Genomic DNA, 18,675 nt, shown 5'->3' with positions numbered 1-18,675 from the left:
GACGATATTTTAAGGGACGGCCTTAGAAAATTCTATATCTCACAACCATTCTCATCACAAACCGCATCATTATTTTTATTTAATGAGGTAAGTGTGGTTTTCGTTTGGGCTTCTTTCCATTCCGTAAAACTTTGTGTAAGCGCATCAGTAAAAGCCTGAACAGGTTGGGCGCCAGAAACACCGTATTTACGGTCCATTACAAAATAAGGTACCCCACGGATGCCTAAATTCTGGCTTTCATAAATATCGTAACGAACGGCTTCGGCAAATTCATCGCCATTTAAAATAGCTGTTGCTTCATCTTTATCCAAACCAATTTCCGCAGCAAGATCAACCAAAACATCGGTTTCTCCAATATTTTTGCTGTTCACAAAATGAGCTTCAAACAGTTTTTCTTCGGCTAAATCCTGAAGACCATGTTTTGCTGCTAAATGGATCAAGCGGTGTGCATTAAAAGTATTTGCAGGGATGTTGGTGTCAAAATCAAGAGCTAAACCAGCATTTGCGGCCATATCAACTACTTGTTTGGTCATTTGTTTCGCCTGCTCAACTGGCATTCCTTTACTTCTCGAAAGATAATCGTATACCGTTTCGTTATTGGTATTGTGGTACTCAGGGTTGAGCTGAAAACTCTTCCAATCGATTTCAATTTCATTTTTGAAGGGCAGTTTTTCAATCGCCTGTTCGAAATGTCTTTTCCCGATATAGCAAAACGGACACATTACGTCCGACCAGATTTCTACTTTCATAATACAAAATTAAGGTGATTATAATTGGCGATAGTAAGGCTAAAGTAAAAAGCCACTATCGTTTTGGATAGTGGCTTCTCATATCAATCGTCATCCTGAGACTAAACAGTAATCGGTTAAATTATTTATACAACTGATTAAATATCAACTTAAAAGTACCATGTGTTTGCGCCCTGAAAGCTATTTCCGGTCCGAAAGCAAGCAACTTACCTTTGCCAACCTTTGCTTCAAAGGCCGTTACTCCATCCTGCAGGTAAGCCTGGCCCCAGGCCCAGCCACTGCGCAGTGGTGTGGCATTTTCGAACCACATTAAAGGTTTAACCTTACCCGAAGCAATCGCGTCGCCTGTGAGCTTAAAAACCGGGCTATTATCGAAATAAACATCGGCTTCTTTTTCCATTCCCCAGTTTGTTGGTAAGACGGTATCTACACCTACATTTAACACACTTCCTGGCACATAATATTTTTCGGCAGGCAATCTTTTTTCTTCACCATTTATAATTTCAACCATTGCATTACGCACCGGCAAGTTTAAGTGATAAGCCAGATTAGTACTGCTGCCGATGGTTACAATATTACCGCCAGCTTCTAAAAACTTCTTCAACTCCGGAATGGATTTATCAGCTGTAATACGACCCAAACGGTTTCTAAATTCCTGAGGAATTTCATCTGCCTTTGGACCGAAAGACCGGTTTCCGGCACCTCCTCCCTGAACCGATGGAATTGCGCCACCCACAAAAACAATTACATCAAATTTTGATTTTAAGTTGCCGGCATCAATATCCTGAGGATAAATTACCGTAGTATTATAGTGGTACTGTTCCATTAAAAAACGAACCCAACCTGATGCCATAGAACCTCCGTAAGTATCCCAAAGGGCAATTCTGGCTGAAGATACCTTAATTTTATTTTTAGGGGCAGATGCTGTTTTTAGCTTGATGTTTGCTTTTTCCAAAACTGATTTTCCGGCTGAAGAAACATAAAAATCCCCATTTTCGGTTGAGCGGTATACTTCAACTTTGTTTTTCAATAAATCATTAACCGCAGTATAAGAATCGTTCTGTGCAGCACTTAATACGTAGCCCGATCCGCCTGGCAGTTTATTCTCAGGTTTTAGCAATTCTCCATAGGGTGTTTTTGTAAACGGACCAGAAAAATCATCCAGAATACGATCGAACTTTACATCCATCAGGTATGCCAAAGTCCATCCGGCAGCGTCATAAGGTGGAATTGGTGCACCACCTTCGTATTTAAAATCATTTGGATGGTCTTGTGGTTCGAACATATCCAGAACATGCGGACGGAAAGCCTGATCGGTTTTTACCACATAACTTCCGGCCGGATAATTTTTACCTGCAACTGTAAAGGCAGCACTTGCTTTTTGTACGACGATACCGGTTCTGATCAATGCATTTAAAAATTTGATGGCCGAATTAAAATCAGGTTGATCGGCACTTAAAATATAGCCGCGTGGATCCCGGTTTGCAGGCGCTTTCATTACGGTATCAAAAGCTTTCATGCTGATCTGCCTTCTTGGCCCAAAATCGGCATCACCACCGGCAACAGAAGTTCCTTTTTCGCCTTTCGCGGCATTGTTAATGGCTTCAATTTTCTTTGGTGAGAAAGACCAGGTATCTTTTTTACCTCTTTCGATCGAATTCCGGCCCATCTGGTAAATGTTATACAACAACTCGTCGCGGTAACGCTGTGCATAGCTTAAAACCGCATAGTTTAAAGAAACCGAATAATCGATCGAGTTTTTAAAATACCATTTTCTGGGTGTAATGGGGTTTGGCGAATCGCCGCTCGGCAATAAACGCGAAGGAACCAAAGGAATTTCGGATGGGGTAGGGTTACCAATAATTTCGGTTAAAAGCCCAACCATATTATGAAAATAAGTTGTGGTTCTTAATCCGCCATTGTACCAGGTAGAGTAAACCGAACCTCCGCGTTGGGTATAACCAGGTTTGTTTTCTACGTTCATCCTGTTGTGCATGGCCGCACCAACGGCATCTAAACTGGTTAATATCGTTGGATCAAAAACATAATTAAAAGGGTCGCGGTAAGGCGGACCAGCCACAACCGTTCCGGCCGGACCAGCCTGATGGTGGTTATACATAATCTGCGGGATCCACTCTACAAAAAGCTGACGGCCGATATTTTGTGTTTCTTTAAGGTTTAGCATAAAGAAATCGCGGTTATTATCATGCCCGGCATATTTCTCATACAAAACCGGCAGTCCGGATGTGGTTCTTTTCTTCGGATCTTTATCCCTCATGTACCAATTACTCACCAGTTCCTGCCCATCAGGGTTAGCATGTGTAAATAAAATAATTACATTGTCTAAAATACGCAAGGTTTCGGCATCTGTTTTTGAAGCAAATTCATAAACAGTTTCTATCAGCTGATGTGCTCCTACCACCTCATTTGCGTGCAGGCCGCCATCAATCCACACTACTGCTTTACCTTCCTGTGCAAGAGCTTTAGCTTGCTCAGGGGTAATTTCGGCGTGTGCCAATTGTTGTGAAATTTCTTTGTAGCGGTCTAATTTTTTAAGGTTTTCGGGTGAAGAAACAATGAGCATATATTGGCTTCTGCCTTCTTCGGTTTTACCGATATCAACCAGTTTAACACGGTTAGAGCTGGCCGCCAGTTTTTTAAAATAAGCTTCTGTTTGCGTGTAATTGGCCAGTTGATAATCGTCGCCGATATCGAAACCAAAGTGCGATTTTGGCGTGGGTACCTCCTGCGCCAGCACTGCATAGCTATTTACCATTAAAAAAGCGATACAAAGCCCTCTAAAGTAGTTTTTTATCATAATAAGGAGTTTAGTTGGTAATCAAATATAACAGACAATCGGCTTCAAAAACGGCTTGCTGTAAATTTGTTACAAGTAGTTTATATGTACACCCTAATTAAATATTATTCCAGGAAATTTGTCAATACTTTTTAGAGCACCTATATTTAGCCCATGACCTTAGAAGAAAGAATCGAAAACTCAAAAACCAGTATTTTTAAAGCTGTTTTCCCTAATACAACCAATCATTACGATACCCTTTTTGGTGGTACAGCCATGCATTTAATGGACGAGGTTGCTTTTATTACCGCCACACGTTTTAGCCGCCAGATTATGGTAACGGTAAGCAGCGACAGGATAGATTTTAAAAAACCGATCCCTGCAGGAACAATTGTAGAACTGATCGGTAAGGTTAACCATGTTGGGAATACCAGTTTAAAGGTTAATGTAGAGATTTATATCGAGCAAATGTATGCCGAAGGACGGGAACTTGCCGTACATGGCGATTTTACTTTTGTGGCCATTGATGAAAATAAAAAACCGGTACAGGTGATCAAATAATTTTATAAACTCTAAGCGAAATGATGTAAAAATCATCAGGTTTAAATCTTTAAATTTGATCATGGAGCATCAACATTCAGAAGCAGATTTAAAAAATATTGCAAGGCAATTAAGTTGCCCTGAAGGTGAACATGGCATTAAAACAGGGGAGATGATGCATGCCAGCAACGTTGGAATGACCAGTTCTGCTATCGATGCCTTAAATCTTCAGGACAACGATTCCGTTTTAGAAATCGGTCATGGCAATGGCGGGCACATTGCTCAATTACTGTCAAAAGCTGAAAACCTGAGGTACTACGGTGCTGATATTTCGGAAACCATTATTACAGAAGCGGAGAAAATCAATCAGCACTTTATTGATAAAGGTATCGTTCATTTTAATCTAACAGATGGTAATAACCTGCCCTTTGAGAACAATCAGTTCGATAAAATTTTTACGGTAAATACGATCTATTTCTGGCCGAACCCAGGCGAGTACCTTAAAGAAATCAGACGCACTTTAAAACCAAACGGAACTTTTGCCCTATGCTTTGCAGATAAAACCTTTATGCAAAACCTCCCTTTTACTCCTTACGGTTTCACGCTTTATGAAGTAGAAAAAGTAAAGCGATTGTTAGAAGATGCAGATTTTATAATCAAAAATACCATTAAAAAACTAGAACAGGTACAAAGCAAAACAGGCGAGCACGTAGATAGAGAATATTATGTGGTAGCTGCTTCGGTTTAATATATTTGAAGAATTATAGTCCTCATTTGTAACGAGGATTAGCGAGAATAGCGATTGCACCGCTAATAACACAAACCACATTAAAAATGTGAACCTCATCCATCCTCGTTACAAACGAGGACGATAGGTGAACAGGTAGAAAGAGATTACGATGTGGTAGCTACTTCTGTTTAATATATTTTAAAGAATTATAGTCCTCGTTTGTAACGAGGATTAGCGAGAATAGCGATTGCATAGCTAATACACAAACCACATTAAAAATGTGAACCTCATCCATCCTCGTTACAAACGAGGACGATAGGTGAACAGGTAGAAAGAGATTACGATGTGGTAGCTACTTCTGTTTAATATATTTTAAAGAATTATAGTCCTCGTTTGTAACGAGGATTAGCGAGAATAGCGATTGCATAGCTAATACACAAACCACATTAAAAATGTGAACCTCATCCATCCTCGTTACAAACGAGGACGATAGGTGAACAGGTAGAAAGAGATTACGATGTGGTAGCTACTTCTGTTTAATATATTTTAAAGAATTATAGTCCTCGTTTGTAACGAGGATTAGCGAGAATAGCGATTGCATAGCTAATACACAAACCACATTAAAAATGTGAACCTCATCCATCCTCGTTACAAACGAGGACGATAGGTGATCAGGTAGAAAGAGATTACGATGTGGTAGCTACTTCTGTTTAATTTCTGCTAAAATATTAAAATCACTTTGTGCCTTCGTGCCTTTGTGGTCAACTTTAATGCTCTCAATATAAAATCAAATACAAATACGCATAAACTACCGGTGCAGCCAGTAACAAACCATCAAAACGATCCAATAAACCACCATGCCCAGGCAATAAACCTCCGCTGTCTTTCGTATCAAGACTTCGTTTAAGCATCGATTCTACCAGATCGCCCAAAGTTCCGAAGTTCGCAATCAACAAAGCCATGCCAGCCCATACCCAGGCCGGACTTTCGGTAAACCAGAACGATAAGCCAAAAGCAACCAGTACACTGGTAAACATTCCTCCGAAAAAACCTTCCCAGCTTTTCTTTGGCGAATGGCGTTCGAATAATTTTCGTTTACCATATTTTACGCCAAAAAGGTAGGCGCCTGTATCATTAGCCCAAAGCATCAGCAAAAAAGCTAAAGGATAATGAAAATTATATTCGTTCCAGCTATGCAAAAACCCCAAAGCATGAAAAAAGCAAAAAGGAATGGTTACATAAACAAAGCCAACAAATGTATAAGAGATATTGGCAAAAGGAATTTTGTTTTTCTTATACAATTCGGTAATAAAAACCGAGAAAATCAAGGGGATGCAAAGCAACAGGTATTTCACATCATATTTTAGATAATGTAACCCTGCAGCCATTAAAAAGATCAAGGCCCCTGCCATTATCCCGATATTGCGGTGCGGACGGATACCAGAATTTTTTATCAGCTTATAAAACTCGAACAGGGATAAAACACTCAGTACAAGATAGAAAACAGTAAATGTATAACTCCCCAAAAGGATAGAGCCAAGCATTACGATGGTAAAAAAGAAAGCGGTTATTGCCCTGGTTTTCATGCTAAAAATGTAAGATGGGAGATGTAAAATGGATAATGTATAACCTGTTACTCAATTTCGTTTTCAACGATATATTCTATGGCCTTATCGAAATCGACCTTATTTACCAAAACATTTATTTCGCCAATATTATATGCCGAGAGCTGTTTATTTATCGTAACTGCCGGGATGCCCGCTTCTGTTAATCCCTGTTTTAATACCTCGGCCGCAAAGGCATCGCTGGTGGTATATACTTTAACCCAATTTTCGCTCACGTGTTGCGCTATCTTTAAAAAATTTAAACAAAGCTATGGTAATTATTGCACTAATTAAATAGCCATACCATGCAAAACCGATCGGCTCGTCAGCTTTATCGAGCGGCATATTGTGTTTTTGCATATAAAATGCCGCACAAACCGCATAAGCATTATTTATAAAATGGGCCAGCATGGCATACCAGATGCTTCCGCTGTAATAATATAAATAACCAAAGCCCGCTCCTAAAAGCATCCGCGGTATAAAACCATAAAATTGAACATGTATGGCACTAAAAATAATGGCACATAACCAGATAGCCAGGTGTGGATTTCCGAAAGCACGGTTCAACGACCGCTGAACACCACCACGAAACGTTAGTTCTTCGCCAATGGCTGGTATAACTGCAATCATGATCAGGTTTACAATAAAATCGAAGTTACTGCGCACAGTAATCAACTGCATGGTCATTTTTGCTGCAATGGCTTCCTTTTCTTTCATCCACTCCTCAATTCGCTTTAAAAAGTCGGGCAAAACCATCTTTTGATTCCAGATAACCGTCCATTCCATAAAAGGCATACTCACAATCATAATTGCTAAAACGATTACAATCATGGTAAATTTAGGCCGTTTGAAGTTGTAAAATTGGTTAACCTTTTGTCTTTCTGTCCAGGCCAGAACCATCGGGGGCAAAATAAATGTACCTATCGAACTTAATATCTGGATCACTTTTAAACCATCTATATATTTTGCATCGCCACTTAAAACCAGGTCTAAATGACTCACAATCCCCAGCCCATACATCATCAGAACGATAACAATAGCCAAAAGCCCGAACACAACTCCGCCGACAACTGCGTAAAATAAAAGTAAAAGTAATTGCAAGAAAGGATTGATTTCCTCCTTGTTAGGTGTTACAAAATTCATTATTTGTACCTTTGTATGTTTTATTAATCGTTGAAGATAGAAAATGTCTGTTAAGATAGGAAATATAGATTTAGGTGAGTTCCCGTTATTACTGGCTCCGATGGAGGATGTGAGTGATCCGCCGTTCCGTTATGTATGTAAAAAAAACGGGGCTGATATGATGTATACCGAATTTATTTCTTCGGAAGGATTAATTCGTGATGCGGCAAAAAGCTTACAAAAGCTTGATATTTTCGAATACGAAAGACCAATCGGCATCCAGATTTTTGGTGGCGATATCGAACACATGCGCGAAGCTTCCGAAATTGCTTCTGCCGCCGGGCCAGACTTGGTTGACATTAATTATGGCTGTCCGGTAAAAAATGTGGTTTGCAAAGGTGCAGGCTCCAGCTTACTTCAGGATATCGATAAAATGGTAAAAATGACCGATGCCGTTGTTAAGGCTTCGCATTTACCCGTGACCGTAAAAACCCGCTTGGGCTGGGACGATAATACCAAAAATGTATACGAAGTTGCCGAGCGACTTCAGGATGTTGGCATCCAGGCTTTAACCATCCATGGCAGAACAAGGGCCCAGCTTTACAAAGGTGAGGCTGATTGGAGCTTAATTCGTGAAATTAAACGCAATCCACGTATTAAAATTCCGATTTTCGGGAACGGTGATGTAGATAGTCCTGAAAAAGCCGCCAACTGGCGCATGGAGTATGAGGTAGATGGCATTATGATCGGTCGTGCAGCCATTGGTTATCCATGGATTTTCCGCGAGATAAAACATTTTTTCAAAACCGGAGAACACCTCGCCGGACCAACTATTGATGAACGTATTGAAGTATGCCGTACGCATCTGGATAAATCGCTTGAATGGAAAGGGCCTAAAACAGGTATTTTTGAAATGCGCCGTCATTACGCCAATTATTTTAAAGGCTTGCCTGATTTTAAACCTTACCGCATGCGCTTAGTGGCCGAGCCGGATATCAACAACATTTACAGCATTTTAGAAGAAGTGGCAGAAAAATTTGCCAGCTACGACGCCACCAGGGTAATGGCTTGATTTTTGAAAGGTTTTTTCATACATTCGTTATCATCATGGTTACAGCTATTACAGACGGGGTTAAAGTTTCAGTAGAAACCGTTTACCAGCCAGAATATTCAAATCCGGCCAATGAACACTTTATGTTCGCTTATCGCGTAGAAATTTCCAATCTTTCTGATTATGCTGTACAGTTGATGCGTCGCCAGTGGTTAATATTCGATTCTAACTCCAGTAAAAGAGAAGTAGAAGGAGAAGGCGTTGTAGGCCTGCAACCCATTATCCAACCTGGCGAAACACATGTATATGTTTCAGGCTGCAACCTCAAAACCGATATGGGTAGCATGAAAGGTACCTACCTGATGAGACGCGATATTGATGGTTCGGAATTCGATGTCGATATACCCGAATTTCAGTTAATCGCCCCTTATAAATTGAATTAATTCAGCGAAAATCGTCATTTCGACTGAAGCGCAGCGAAATGGAGAAATCTATACCGTTGATTTATTATTTAAGTTAGAAAAGCAATTTCAGCATTTCATTTTAAAGTTAGTCCTGCTTTTCATTTCAAGTCCGCACTCGTTCCTCGTTTACGGGCTTTCCATTGCAATCAGGTTTAAACCGCAGTGCCGCTGCACCTATTAAAGGTTTAATACATATTACTTACAAAATTTGTTCTCTGCATCCCGCAACCCGAAATAGTATCTCCCACCGTGCCACCTAAACCCCTGCCTGCAGCAGGCAGGCGATCGAAGCGGTATTTCGATTTTTCATCGGAATTTAGCAAAGAGCGGGACTGGAATCAACCTATCTACCACAAAAACTGCTTTCCTAATCGATATTTTCAATATAGCCATCACCCTGATCCGATAGCTATCGCGGATTTATTTCAGGGTCTATATGGGCTTGAAAGATGCTGATCCCGAAGATTCGGGACAGAATGACGATCAGGTTGAAAAAATGCCATATATGGATAGAAATTAGTTAAACCAAAAACGGCCAGGATATCATCCCGGCCGCTCTGTGCTTTTCATAATTAGATATTTCTAATCCCTGCTTCTTCCAAAAAGCATCGATGCATAATAAAGTAAATTTGCCAGTGCACCTACCGCTGCTACCACGTAAGTCATGGCTGCCCACCAGAGTGCATCTTTTGCCTGTCCGTTTTCCTCTCTAGTTTGCATAACGCCATTATTATTCCTTAACCACGCCAATGCACGGTTACTGGCATCAAACTCAACAGGAAGTGTGATAATGCTAAATACGGTTACCAGCGCTAAACCCACTACACCAATAGCCAAAACAATCGGCGTAACCGAAAAAGCCAGTAACATAACACCGAGTAATAATACCCACTGTAAAAGGTTTGATGATATGCTCACCACCGGTACCATAGTACTCCTTAAATTAAGCCAGCTGTACGATTTTGCATGTTGTACCGCGTGCCCACATTCGTGTGCGGCCACCGCTGCTGCTGCAACGCTACGGCTATAGTACACATCTGTACTTAAATTAACGGTTTTATCTGTTGGATTGTAATGATCTGTTAATTGCCCTTCGGTACTCATCACCTTCACGTCGTATATCCCATTATCATGCAGCATTCTTTCTGCCACCTCTTTGCCCGATAAACCAGAGCTTAATTGCATTTCGGCATACATAGAAAACTTGTTTCTAAAGCGCCACTGTACAAACATGCTCAACAATAATACCGGGATGATTAATATTAAATAAACTCCCATCTTCTTATGTATGTTTTTCAATTCAGCATATATCAAAAAGCGTTCCCATATTATTTAAGAATTAAAAAATAGTACATTTATGGTATGCCAACCAAGCTTTCATACTGGGAAAAAGAATCATTTTTTTGTAATTATGATGCCATCATTATCGGTAGCGGTATGGTGGGTTTAAACGCTGCAATTCACCTCAAAAAATCTGCCCCAAAATTAAAAATAGCGGTACTCGAAAGGGGATTTTTACCAAGTGGTGCCAGTACTAAAAATGCAGGTTTTGCCTGTTTTGGAAGCATTTCTGAACTAATTGAGCAGGAAGAAATGATCGGTGCCGACAGGCTTGTTGCCCTTATCGAAAAACGCTGGAAAGGATTACTTAAACTGCGTAATTTACTGGGCGAAGAAAGCATTGATTATCAATGTTTGGGCGGCTACGAATTATTTAAAAATAGCGACAGTTCTTTGGCAAATACGAGTGTATCTAAAATTGAACATTTTAACCGTCTTGTTAACGATGTTGTCGGCTCAGATGCGTTTAGTTTAAACAATAAAAAAATCAGATCCTTTGGCTTTAATGATATAAATACATTGATCGAAAACCGGTATGAAGCAGAGATTGATAGTGGTAAAATGATGCTGGCTTTAACTCAATATGCGCAACAACTTGCTATCAGTATTTTTAATAGCTGCAAGGTTGAACGGATTGAAGAAAACCCTCATGGTCATCATCTGATTACCCCAAATGGAAACTTTTTCTGTAAACGGCTTATTATTACCACCAATGCCTTTATAAAAGACCTCTATCCGGATATCGATATCAAGCCCGGGCGTGGTCAGGTTTTAATTACCAAACCCATTAAAGATTTAAAATTGGCAGGTACTTTCCATTATGATAAGGGTTATTATTATTTTAGAAATATCAATAACAGGATTTTATTAGGTGGTGGGCGGAATATCGATTTTGAAAAGGAAGAAACTACCACGTTTGGGCAAACCAAAATTGTTCAGCAGGCGCTCAAAGATTTACTTAAAAAAGTAATCCTCCCAAAAACTGATTTTGAAATCGATTATCACTGGAGCGGAATTATGGCCTTTGGAAAAACACTGGAACCTTTTATAGAAGAAATCAGGCCAAATGTATTTTGTGCCACAAGGTGTAATGGTATGGGGGTGGCCATCGGCTCACAAACGGGAGAAGATGTGGCAGAGCTGTTGTTGAAGAGTTTGTAATTTTTAACTGAAAGAACGGGGAAGCAGATTTTGCTCTATTTTACAATTAAATACCTTCCAAAAACATGGTCATTTCGACTGGATCACAATAAAATCTGCAGATTTTCTATTCCACTACCATTGATGTTATGACATAACAAACTATTAATAAGTACTTTGTAAACAATATGCATTTCCGTCCAGCTAGGCCAAAACACTACATCTCCGTTCTAATTAAATCCGGCCTAACAAATTTTTCGGGCTCTACTGACCCAGCCATCCTGCTGACTTCGAAAGAAAAATTTTCAGCCGGTGGTTTTTGTTTCTTTTTGGCAGCAAAAAGAAAGAGCCTTTCGGCGGCGGCAAGCCGAGGCAAGACTGTGCATGCGGGCAAAATGCAATAAATTATTCCTCGAAATGATGGTAGGCGAGAAAAAAGTCTTCGAAATACAAAGCAATCCCACTGTTAATGGGTAAGTATCGATCGTTGTAAGATTGCTTCGTCGGCTGAAAAAGCCTTCTCGCAATGACGACTTTTCACGACTTCGCAATCTGCCAAACGCTTAGCGCTTTTACTTAAACACCACCGTTTTATTCCCACTCACAAACACGCGGTCTTCGAAAATCAGTTCCAAAGCTTCCAATAATACTTTTTTTTCTATTTCTTTTCCGGCCCTTACCATTTCCTTTACACCAAAATTATGGTCTACATGATTGGTATGTTGGGTAATAATCGGTCCTTCGTCCAAATTATCGGTTACAAAATGGGCAGTAGCGCCGATAATCTTTACACCACGCTCAAAAGCCTGCTTGTAAGGATTGGCCCCGATAAAAGCAGGTAAAAAAGAGTGGTGGATATTGATGATTTTACCCGCGTAATCTTTCACAAAATCAGCTGATAAAATGCGCATAAACTTCGCTAATACGAGATAATCTACCTCAAAGCGGTTGATAATTTCCTTTATTTCAGCTTCAAATACACTTTTATCTTTATCATTATGATCAACATAAAAGTAAGGAATGCCCAGTTTTTCGGTAAAATCCCTTAAACTTTCGTAATTACCAATTACACATTGAACATTTGCACCCAGGGTTTTAAACTGGTTTTTGATCAGTATTTCTGCCAAACAATGATATTCTTTGGTTACCAGTATAGCAATTTGTTTCTCCTGCCGGGTAATCAAATTTACCTCCGCATCATTTGGCAGGTTTTCTAAAAGTTTCTCTTTTAGTTTATCTGCATCTTCCAGGTTTCCGGTGCAGGCAATTCGGGTAAAAAAAGCTTTGTTGGCTTCATCTACAAACTCACGCATGGCAATAATATTGAGTTGATGTGCCGCCAGCACGCGGGTGATATTGGTAACCAAACCAACCTGGTCGGGACAGGAAATAAGGACTGTTAATGCGTTCATTTATAAAATACTAATGCCCAATTATAGAAAAATTTTACGGTTTTTTCTGGTTCAGGTTGACTAATTTTTTTTGGTATATCTATTTTAAATCTCCATTTTTGCTAAAATTTTTATCATTATGGAGATCATTGGCATTGCTTTACTAACTATTATTTTAATCGTTCTGATTATTTTATTATTGAAGAAACCCCAGGCTGCACTATCGATTGTGTCGGTAGAAGATTTCGAAAAAATGAAAGGCGAAAATGAATCTTTGAAGATCAGTTTGGCTAAAGCCGATGAGCGCGTTTCCAATTTAACGGTAGAAAAAGAACATATTACCACTTTGCTTAAACAGGAGCAGCAACGTTTAATTGACGAATTACAAGCCGAACGCGATCGGCTTGCGGATGCCAACCGCGAACTTGAAAGTACCCGTTCTTTTTACCTGGCCGAAAAAGAAAAACTGGCCGAGCAGAAAGTAAGTTTCGAACAGTCGCAACAAAAACTGAATAAAGATTTCGAGCTGATCGCCAATAAAATACTGGAAGAAAAATCGACCAAATTTATTGAGCAAAACCGCACCAATCTGGATATTATCCTCAATCCTTTAAAAGAAAACATTAAAGCTTTCGAAGATAAGGTAGAAAAGGTTTACAAAGCAGAATCGGATGAACGAAATACATTAAAAGGAGTAATTTCATTATTAATGGATCAAAGTAAACAGATCCAGGAAGATGCCAATAACTTAACTAAAGCCTTAAAAGGCGACAGTAAAAAACAGGGGAACTGGGGTGAGGTAATTTTAGAAAAGGTTTTGGAACGCTCGGGTTTGGTGCGCGATCAGGAATACCGCATTCAGGCCTCGCATATATCCGCCGAAGGCGGTCGCTACCAACCCGATGTAGTAATAGATCTTCCTGATGATAAACATCTTGTGGTTGATGCTAAGGTAAGCCTTGTCGCTTATGAACGTTCGGTATCAGCAGAGACAGATGAAGAGCGTGAAGGCTATGTAAAGCAGCACCTGGCTTCGATTAAGAATCACATTCAAGAGTTGTCGTCAAAAAATTATCAGGATTTATACAAAATCAATTCCCCTGATTTTGTGCTCTTGTTTGTTCCCATCGAATCTTCCTTCAGTATTGCGGTTCAAAAAGATGCCGAACTCTTCAATTTTGCGTGGGACAGAAGGGTGGTCATCGTGAGTCCATCTACTTTACTGGCTACATTACGTACCATCGCCAGCATGTGGAAACAGGAACGCCAAAACCGCAACGTAATGGAAATTGCACGTTTGAGCGGCAGTATGTACGATAAATTCGTGGGTTTTGTGGCCGACATGGAAAATATAGGCAAACACATCAAAAACGGACAGGATGCTTATGATAAAGCCATAAATAAACTATCAGTAGGCGCCGGAAATTTAACCAATACTTCCGAAAAGATTAAAAAATTGGGTGCGAAAGCTACCAAACAGATTGACACTAAATATCTGGATTTAAACGACACGCAAGATTTATAGTTTCGCTATAAGTGGAGGCGAAGCCTCCCGATTTTTTAGAAATTTACTTCATTAAAAATAAAATCCAAAACTTACAAAGTTAGTGATTTTTTCCGACAAACATAGGACGATTTTTTTGCTATTTTTTATTTTTCGGAGTATAGTGTTGTTGTTTGAATTCGTCATGCTGAATTTATTTCAGCATCTTTTAGGCATGATAGACCCTGAAATAAATTCAGGGTGACGATCGCATAAAAAAGTCGTCATTTCGAGCGAAGTGCAACGAGTCGAGAAATCTATCTTGATATAGATCTCTCCGCTCCACTGCATTCCGGTCGAGATGACGACGTAATATTTGTAGTTATCCTATTTATTAAAAGCATTCCAGCCCTGGGCTTTCAGCTCATGTACTTTTTCTGATTTCGAAACCATTTTACAGCCCGAATTTTTATCGGTAACATGTCCAATCACGGTGATATCTACATCATGTTTCAGTTTTTTATAATCTTCCTGGCTGATGGTAAACAATAATTCATAATCTTCGCCACCACTTAAAGCACAAACCGTTGGGTCTAAACCTAACTCACGGGCTGTTTCATAAGTCATTGGGTCTAAAGGAATTTTCTCCTCGTAAATCGTAATTCCTTTATCTGATTGTTCTGCCAGATGCAAAATTTCAGAAGCTAAACCGTCTGAAACATCGATCATAGAAGTTGGTTTAATGTTCAGGTCATCTAAAAGTGCAACAATATCCATTCTGGCTTCTGGTTTCAATTGCCTTTCGATGATGTAATCTTTTCCTTCCAGATCAGGTTGGATTTGAGGGTTTTTCAGATAGATCAATTTTTCTCTTTCCAGAATCTGAAGCCCTAAATAAGCGCCGCCTAAATCACCTGAAACACAGAGCAAATCGTGTTCCTGCGCACCATTTCTGTACACTACTTTATCGGCATCGGCATAACCAATACTGGTAATACTGATCACCAGGCCTTGTTTACTGGAAGAAGTATCGCCACCAATTAAATCGATGTTATATTTATTGCAGGCCAGTTCAATTCCTTTATAAATTTCTTCAACAGCTTCTAAAGGAAATTTACTCGATAAACCCAATGAAACGGTAATCTGACTGGCTTTTCCGTTCATCGCATAAATGTCGCTCAGGTTTACCTGCACTGCCTTGTAACCCAGGTGCATTAATGGCACATAAGCCAGATCAAAGTGGATTCCTTCCAGCAATAAATCGGTTGAAATTAAGGTCTGTTTTCCTTTTGCATCCAAAACAGCTGCATCATCACCAACGCCTTTTACTGAATAATCGTTTTTAATTTTAAAATTAGTAGTCAGGTGTTTAATTAACCCAAACTCACCTAATTCATTAATATCTGTACGCTCTTTATTTTCAAACATATTCACCCCAAACCCCTTAAGGGGCTTTTATTAATAATTATACATTTATAAAGGGCTAAGCCCTTATTTTTTATTTTTAAAAAATTGAATTGTCATTCTGAGCACAACTTGTATCGATTTTTATCGCTAGGGCTTTATACAAACAGATCCTCCCTTCGTCAGGATGACAAATCTTTATTTTCCATCCAATTTTTACCTTCGGTAAACCTGGCAATCAGCATGGCCGCAACATTGTCGCCGGTAGCATTTAACAAAGTAGCCATCGGATCAACCAAAGTTCCAATAATCATCGCTGGTGGCAAAGCTTCCGGTGGTAATTGGTAAGCCGAAATCATCAATAATTCGCCAATATAACCTCCGTTTGGTATTCCACCCTCAACTATACTCACCAAAACGGTAATACCCAAAGCTAAAATAATGGTATCAACATTCACCAAATCTTTACCAAAGATGGCAAAAACAACAGCAATTTTTATAATGGAACTAATGCTTGAGCCATCTTTATGCAATGTAGATCCTAGTGGAATGGTTACGTTGGTGATGTATGCCGGCACACCCATTTTTGTAGTTCCCTCTAAATTTGCCGGAATAGTGGCAATGCTGCTACAGGTTCCGATTGAGGTTAAAGAAGGCACAATATTATTTTTCCAGAACACTTTTATGGCTTTAAATCCGCCCGCTACAAAAGCATATAAAGTGAAAAAAACAATAAAATAAAATGCGCCAACTCCATAATACAAACCTAATGCCTTTGCGTAGGTACCAAAAAGCTGTGGACCAAAAACTCCAACCTGATAGGCAAAATAGGCACCCAAACCTATGGGACCGAGTTTCATGATCAAAATGATGAGTTTTTTCATCACTTCATTACCCGAAACCAGGAACTTTTTAAATCCTTCGCCTTCTTTTTCAGCATATAGGGTAGAAAAACCAACCAAAACCGAAAAAATAATCAGTGCGAGCATATTTTTCCGGCTGCCGATCTCAAAAAACTCTCCAACAGTAAAAAGTTGGGTCAACTGCTCACCAAGTGACTGTATTTTTTCAGGCTCGGCAGGTAAAGTTGCATTTCCCAATTGCTGATGGATCGGAAAAATCCAGGTAGCTACCAAAGTCAAAACTGCTGAAATCAGTATGGTAGCCAGGAAAACCAAAACCATTACGGTTAATAATCTCCCTAATTTTTTACTTCTGTCGATATTTGCAATGGCTGATGAAACCGCAAAAAATACCAATGGAATAACGGCAGTAAACAACAGGTTTAAAAATATATCGCCCATGGGCTTAATACTTTCAACGCTTTTCCCAAAAATCAAGCCTACAATGCTCCCAACGGTTATACCCGCCAAAAGCCACAATAAGCCAGCGTAATTTTTAAGAATGTTATTTTTTTCCATATAATTATTTTTCCGTCATTGCGAGGCACGAAGCAATCCTACAACGATCGCAGGTAGCGTGCGCTTTAAGATTGCTTCGTCGTACCTCCTCGCAATGACGACTTTATTTATTACAACCCCAGCTCTGCCGAAATATCCAGCATCCGTTGTATAGGCTTAACTGCCTGTTCAATAATATGTTGAGGTACAGTAACTTCGGGCAAACCATTTTTAATACATAAATATAGTTTTTCTAAAGTATTCCTTTTCATATACGGACAATCGTTACAGGCACAGCTGTTATTTGGTGGCGCCGGAATAAACGTTTTTGTCGGATTTGCTTTTTCCATCTGGTGGATAATCCCACTTTCGGTTGCCACAATAAATTCAGTAGCCGGGTTGGTAATGGTGTACTTTAACAAACCGGTTGTTGAACCAATGTAATCAGCCATTTTTAAAACCACTTCTTCACATTCGGGGTGGGCTATAAATTTAGCATTTGGGTGGCGTTCTTTTAGTTTTGTAATTTTTTCCTGCGAAAAAATTTCGTGTACCATACAGGCACCATTCCACAATACCAGATCCCTGCCTGTTTTTTTCGCAACGTAAGCACCTAAGTTACGATCTGGTCCAAAGATGATTTTTTGATCTTTCGGTAAACTTTCCACAATCTGCACTGCGTTGGTACTTGTACAGACAATATCACTTAAAGCTTTTAATTCGGCCGTGCAGTTTACATAAGTGATTACCAGATGATCAGGATATTTTTCCTTAAACTTTTTAAACAAATGCGGCGGACAACTGTCTGCTAATGAACAACCTGCCTTTACATCAGGTAATAAAACCGTTTTATTTGGCGATAAAATCTTTGCTGTTTCGGCCATAAAATGCACACCAGCAAATACAATTACATCAGCATCCGTTTTTGCAGCTTCCTGCGATAATCCCAAACTATCGCCAATATAATCCGCAATATCCTGTATGTCAGGTTCTTGGTAATAATGTGCGAGGATAATGGCATTCTTTTCCTTTTTTAATTTCTCAATCTCTGCAAAAAGATCGAGCGTAGGATCAATTTCCTCTTCTGCGAAACCTTTTTTGTTGATTTCTTCTAAGACATCTATGTTCATTTTAAAATTTTCCTTTTTTGAATTTTGACGTTGGTCAAAGATAAAGCTTTCCACGTCTCAATAATTAATAAGTTATTTTAAATAAATAAATCTTGTTTGTTTATTAGTGTGTTAATAATGTTGGCAAGTTCAGAAAATTCTTTCTTTAAGATAAGTTATTAATCGTTTACTAACATTTAGATTACATTTATCTAATATCATAAGTTTGATTTTCAGGCTTATCGAAAAACGTCTCAATTTTTATCAATACCGGAATGTTAATTGTTTATAAGTGGGGAAAAAGTTAATTACTTGTATAAAGCTGCTTAAAAATTGCGCAAAAGATTGTG

Annotated in this window: 16 protein-coding genes; 6 read left to right on the top strand and 10 right to left on the bottom strand. The window is 39.3% G+C overall.

The features are described 5' to 3' along the window. Nucleotides 1-32: 32 nt before the first annotated feature. Both DRW42_RS17680 and DRW42_RS17675 read right to left on the bottom strand, forming a co-directional pair. A complete protein-coding gene (locus DRW42_RS17680; protein ID WP_113950157.1) occupies nt 33-749 on the bottom strand; it encodes a DsbA family oxidoreductase in 717 nt (238 codons plus the stop codon). 121 nt (nt 750-870) lie between these two features. Further along, on the bottom strand, nt 871-3,567 hold the full coding sequence (locus DRW42_RS17675; RefSeq protein ID WP_113950156.1) for a M14 family metallopeptidase: 2,697 nt from the start codon (nt 3,565-3,567) through the stop codon (nt 871-873). Between the two features lie 153 nt (nt 3,568-3,720). Between DRW42_RS17675 and DRW42_RS17670 the strand changes: the two genes are divergently transcribed. Both DRW42_RS17670 and DRW42_RS17665 read left to right on the top strand, forming a co-directional pair. Further along, nucleotides 3,721-4,107 carry an acyl-CoA thioesterase gene (locus DRW42_RS17670; protein WP_025141655.1) on the top strand — a complete coding sequence of 129 codons (387 nt, stop codon included), beginning with the start codon at nt 3,721-3,723 and terminating at the stop codon, nt 4,105-4,107. 61 nt (nt 4,108-4,168) lie between these two features. Further along, nucleotides 4,169-4,834, top strand: coding sequence for a class I SAM-dependent methyltransferase (locus DRW42_RS17665; RefSeq protein WP_113950155.1), 666 nt, complete (start codon nt 4,169-4,171; stop codon nt 4,832-4,834). Nucleotides 4,835-5,592: 758 nt separating this feature from the next. On the opposite strand, the gene DRW42_RS17660 is transcribed toward DRW42_RS17665, so the two are convergent. Genes DRW42_RS17660 through DRW42_RS17650 form a run of 3 tightly spaced genes read right to left on the bottom strand, consistent with a single transcriptional unit; the run spans nt 5,593 to nt 7,563 of the window. Continuing rightward, nucleotides 5,593-6,402, bottom strand: coding sequence for a phosphatidate cytidylyltransferase (locus tag DRW42_RS17660; RefSeq protein ID WP_113950154.1), 810 nt, complete (start codon nt 6,400-6,402; stop codon nt 5,593-5,595). Nucleotides 6,403-6,449: 47 nt separating this feature from the next. After that, on the bottom strand, nt 6,450-6,656 hold the full coding sequence (locus DRW42_RS17655; protein ID WP_029274925.1) for a putative signal transducing protein: 207 nt from the start codon (nt 6,654-6,656) through the stop codon (nt 6,450-6,452). Then, entirely contained in the window at nt 6,637-7,563 is a 927-nt protein-coding gene (locus DRW42_RS17650) for a CPBP family intramembrane glutamic endopeptidase (RefSeq protein WP_113950153.1), read from the bottom strand. Before DRW42_RS17650 ends, DRW42_RS17655 begins: the two co-directional genes overlap by 20 nt. 43 nt (nt 7,564-7,606) lie before the next feature. Between DRW42_RS17650 and dusB the strand changes: the two genes are divergently transcribed. Beyond that, the gene (gene dusB / locus DRW42_RS17645) at nt 7,607-8,614 is read left to right on the top strand and encodes a tRNA dihydrouridine synthase DusB (protein WP_113950152.1); all 1,008 of its coding nucleotides are present in this window, start codon (nt 7,607-7,609) and stop codon (nt 8,612-8,614) included. A gap of 35 nt (nt 8,615-8,649) precedes the next feature. Continuing rightward, the gene (apaG, locus tag DRW42_RS17640) at nt 8,650-9,036 is read left to right on the top strand and encodes a Co2+/Mg2+ efflux protein ApaG (protein WP_113950196.1); all 387 of its coding nucleotides are present in this window, start codon (nt 8,650-8,652) and stop codon (nt 9,034-9,036) included. A gap of 603 nt (nt 9,037-9,639) precedes the next feature. On the opposite strand, the gene DRW42_RS17635 is transcribed toward apaG, so the two are convergent. Continuing rightward, the gene (locus DRW42_RS17635; RefSeq protein ID WP_113950151.1) at nt 9,640-10,335 is read right to left on the bottom strand and encodes a zinc metallopeptidase; all 696 of its coding nucleotides are present in this window, start codon (nt 10,333-10,335) and stop codon (nt 9,640-9,642) included. A gap of 84 nt (nt 10,336-10,419) precedes the next feature. Here DRW42_RS17635 and DRW42_RS17630 point away from each other — a divergent pair, with 84 nt between their 5' ends. Next, nucleotides 10,420-11,559, top strand: coding sequence for an NAD(P)/FAD-dependent oxidoreductase (locus DRW42_RS17630; RefSeq protein ID WP_113950150.1), 1,140 nt, complete (start codon nt 10,420-10,422; stop codon nt 11,557-11,559). Nucleotides 11,560-12,110: 551 nt separating this feature from the next. Here the strand turns inward: DRW42_RS17630 and purU are convergent. Next, nucleotides 12,111-12,950 (bottom strand): formyltetrahydrofolate deformylase, encoded by an 840-nt coding sequence (gene purU, locus DRW42_RS17620; RefSeq protein ID WP_113950148.1) that lies wholly within the window; start codon nt 12,948-12,950, stop codon nt 12,111-12,113. Between the two features lie 118 nt (nt 12,951-13,068). Here purU and DRW42_RS17615 point away from each other — a divergent pair, with 118 nt between their 5' ends. After that, nucleotides 13,069-14,454 (top strand): DNA recombination protein RmuC, encoded by a 1,386-nt coding sequence (locus tag DRW42_RS17615; protein WP_113950147.1) that lies wholly within the window; start codon nt 13,069-13,071, stop codon nt 14,452-14,454. 345 nt (nt 14,455-14,799) lie between these two features. Here DRW42_RS17615 and thiL read toward each other — a convergent pair whose 3' ends face one another. The 3 genes from thiL to nadA form a co-directional block, all read right to left on the bottom strand. Then, nucleotides 14,800-15,840: a thiamine-phosphate kinase gene (thiL, locus tag DRW42_RS17610; RefSeq protein ID WP_113950146.1), complete on the bottom strand. Its 1,041-nt coding sequence runs from the start codon at nt 15,838-15,840 to the stop codon at nt 14,800-14,802. 158 nt (nt 15,841-15,998) lie between these two features. Then, nucleotides 15,999-17,237: a dicarboxylate/amino acid:cation symporter gene (locus DRW42_RS17605; RefSeq protein WP_113950145.1), complete on the bottom strand. Its 1,239-nt coding sequence runs from the start codon at nt 17,235-17,237 to the stop codon at nt 15,999-16,001. A gap of 110 nt (nt 17,238-17,347) precedes the next feature. After that, on the bottom strand, nt 17,348-18,388 hold the full coding sequence (gene nadA, locus DRW42_RS17600; RefSeq protein ID WP_425273488.1) for a quinolinate synthase NadA: 1,041 nt from the start codon (nt 18,386-18,388) through the stop codon (nt 17,348-17,350). Between the last annotated feature and the right edge of the window lie 287 nt (nt 18,389-18,675).

The organism is Pedobacter miscanthi (genome assembly GCF_003315595.1).
GTDB classification, from domain to species: domain Bacteria; phylum Bacteroidota; class Bacteroidia; order Sphingobacteriales; family Sphingobacteriaceae; genus Pedobacter; species Pedobacter miscanthi.
The sequence above is the reverse complement of the archived record's forward strand: the minus strand, read 5'-3'. Positions and strand labels throughout refer to the sequence as shown.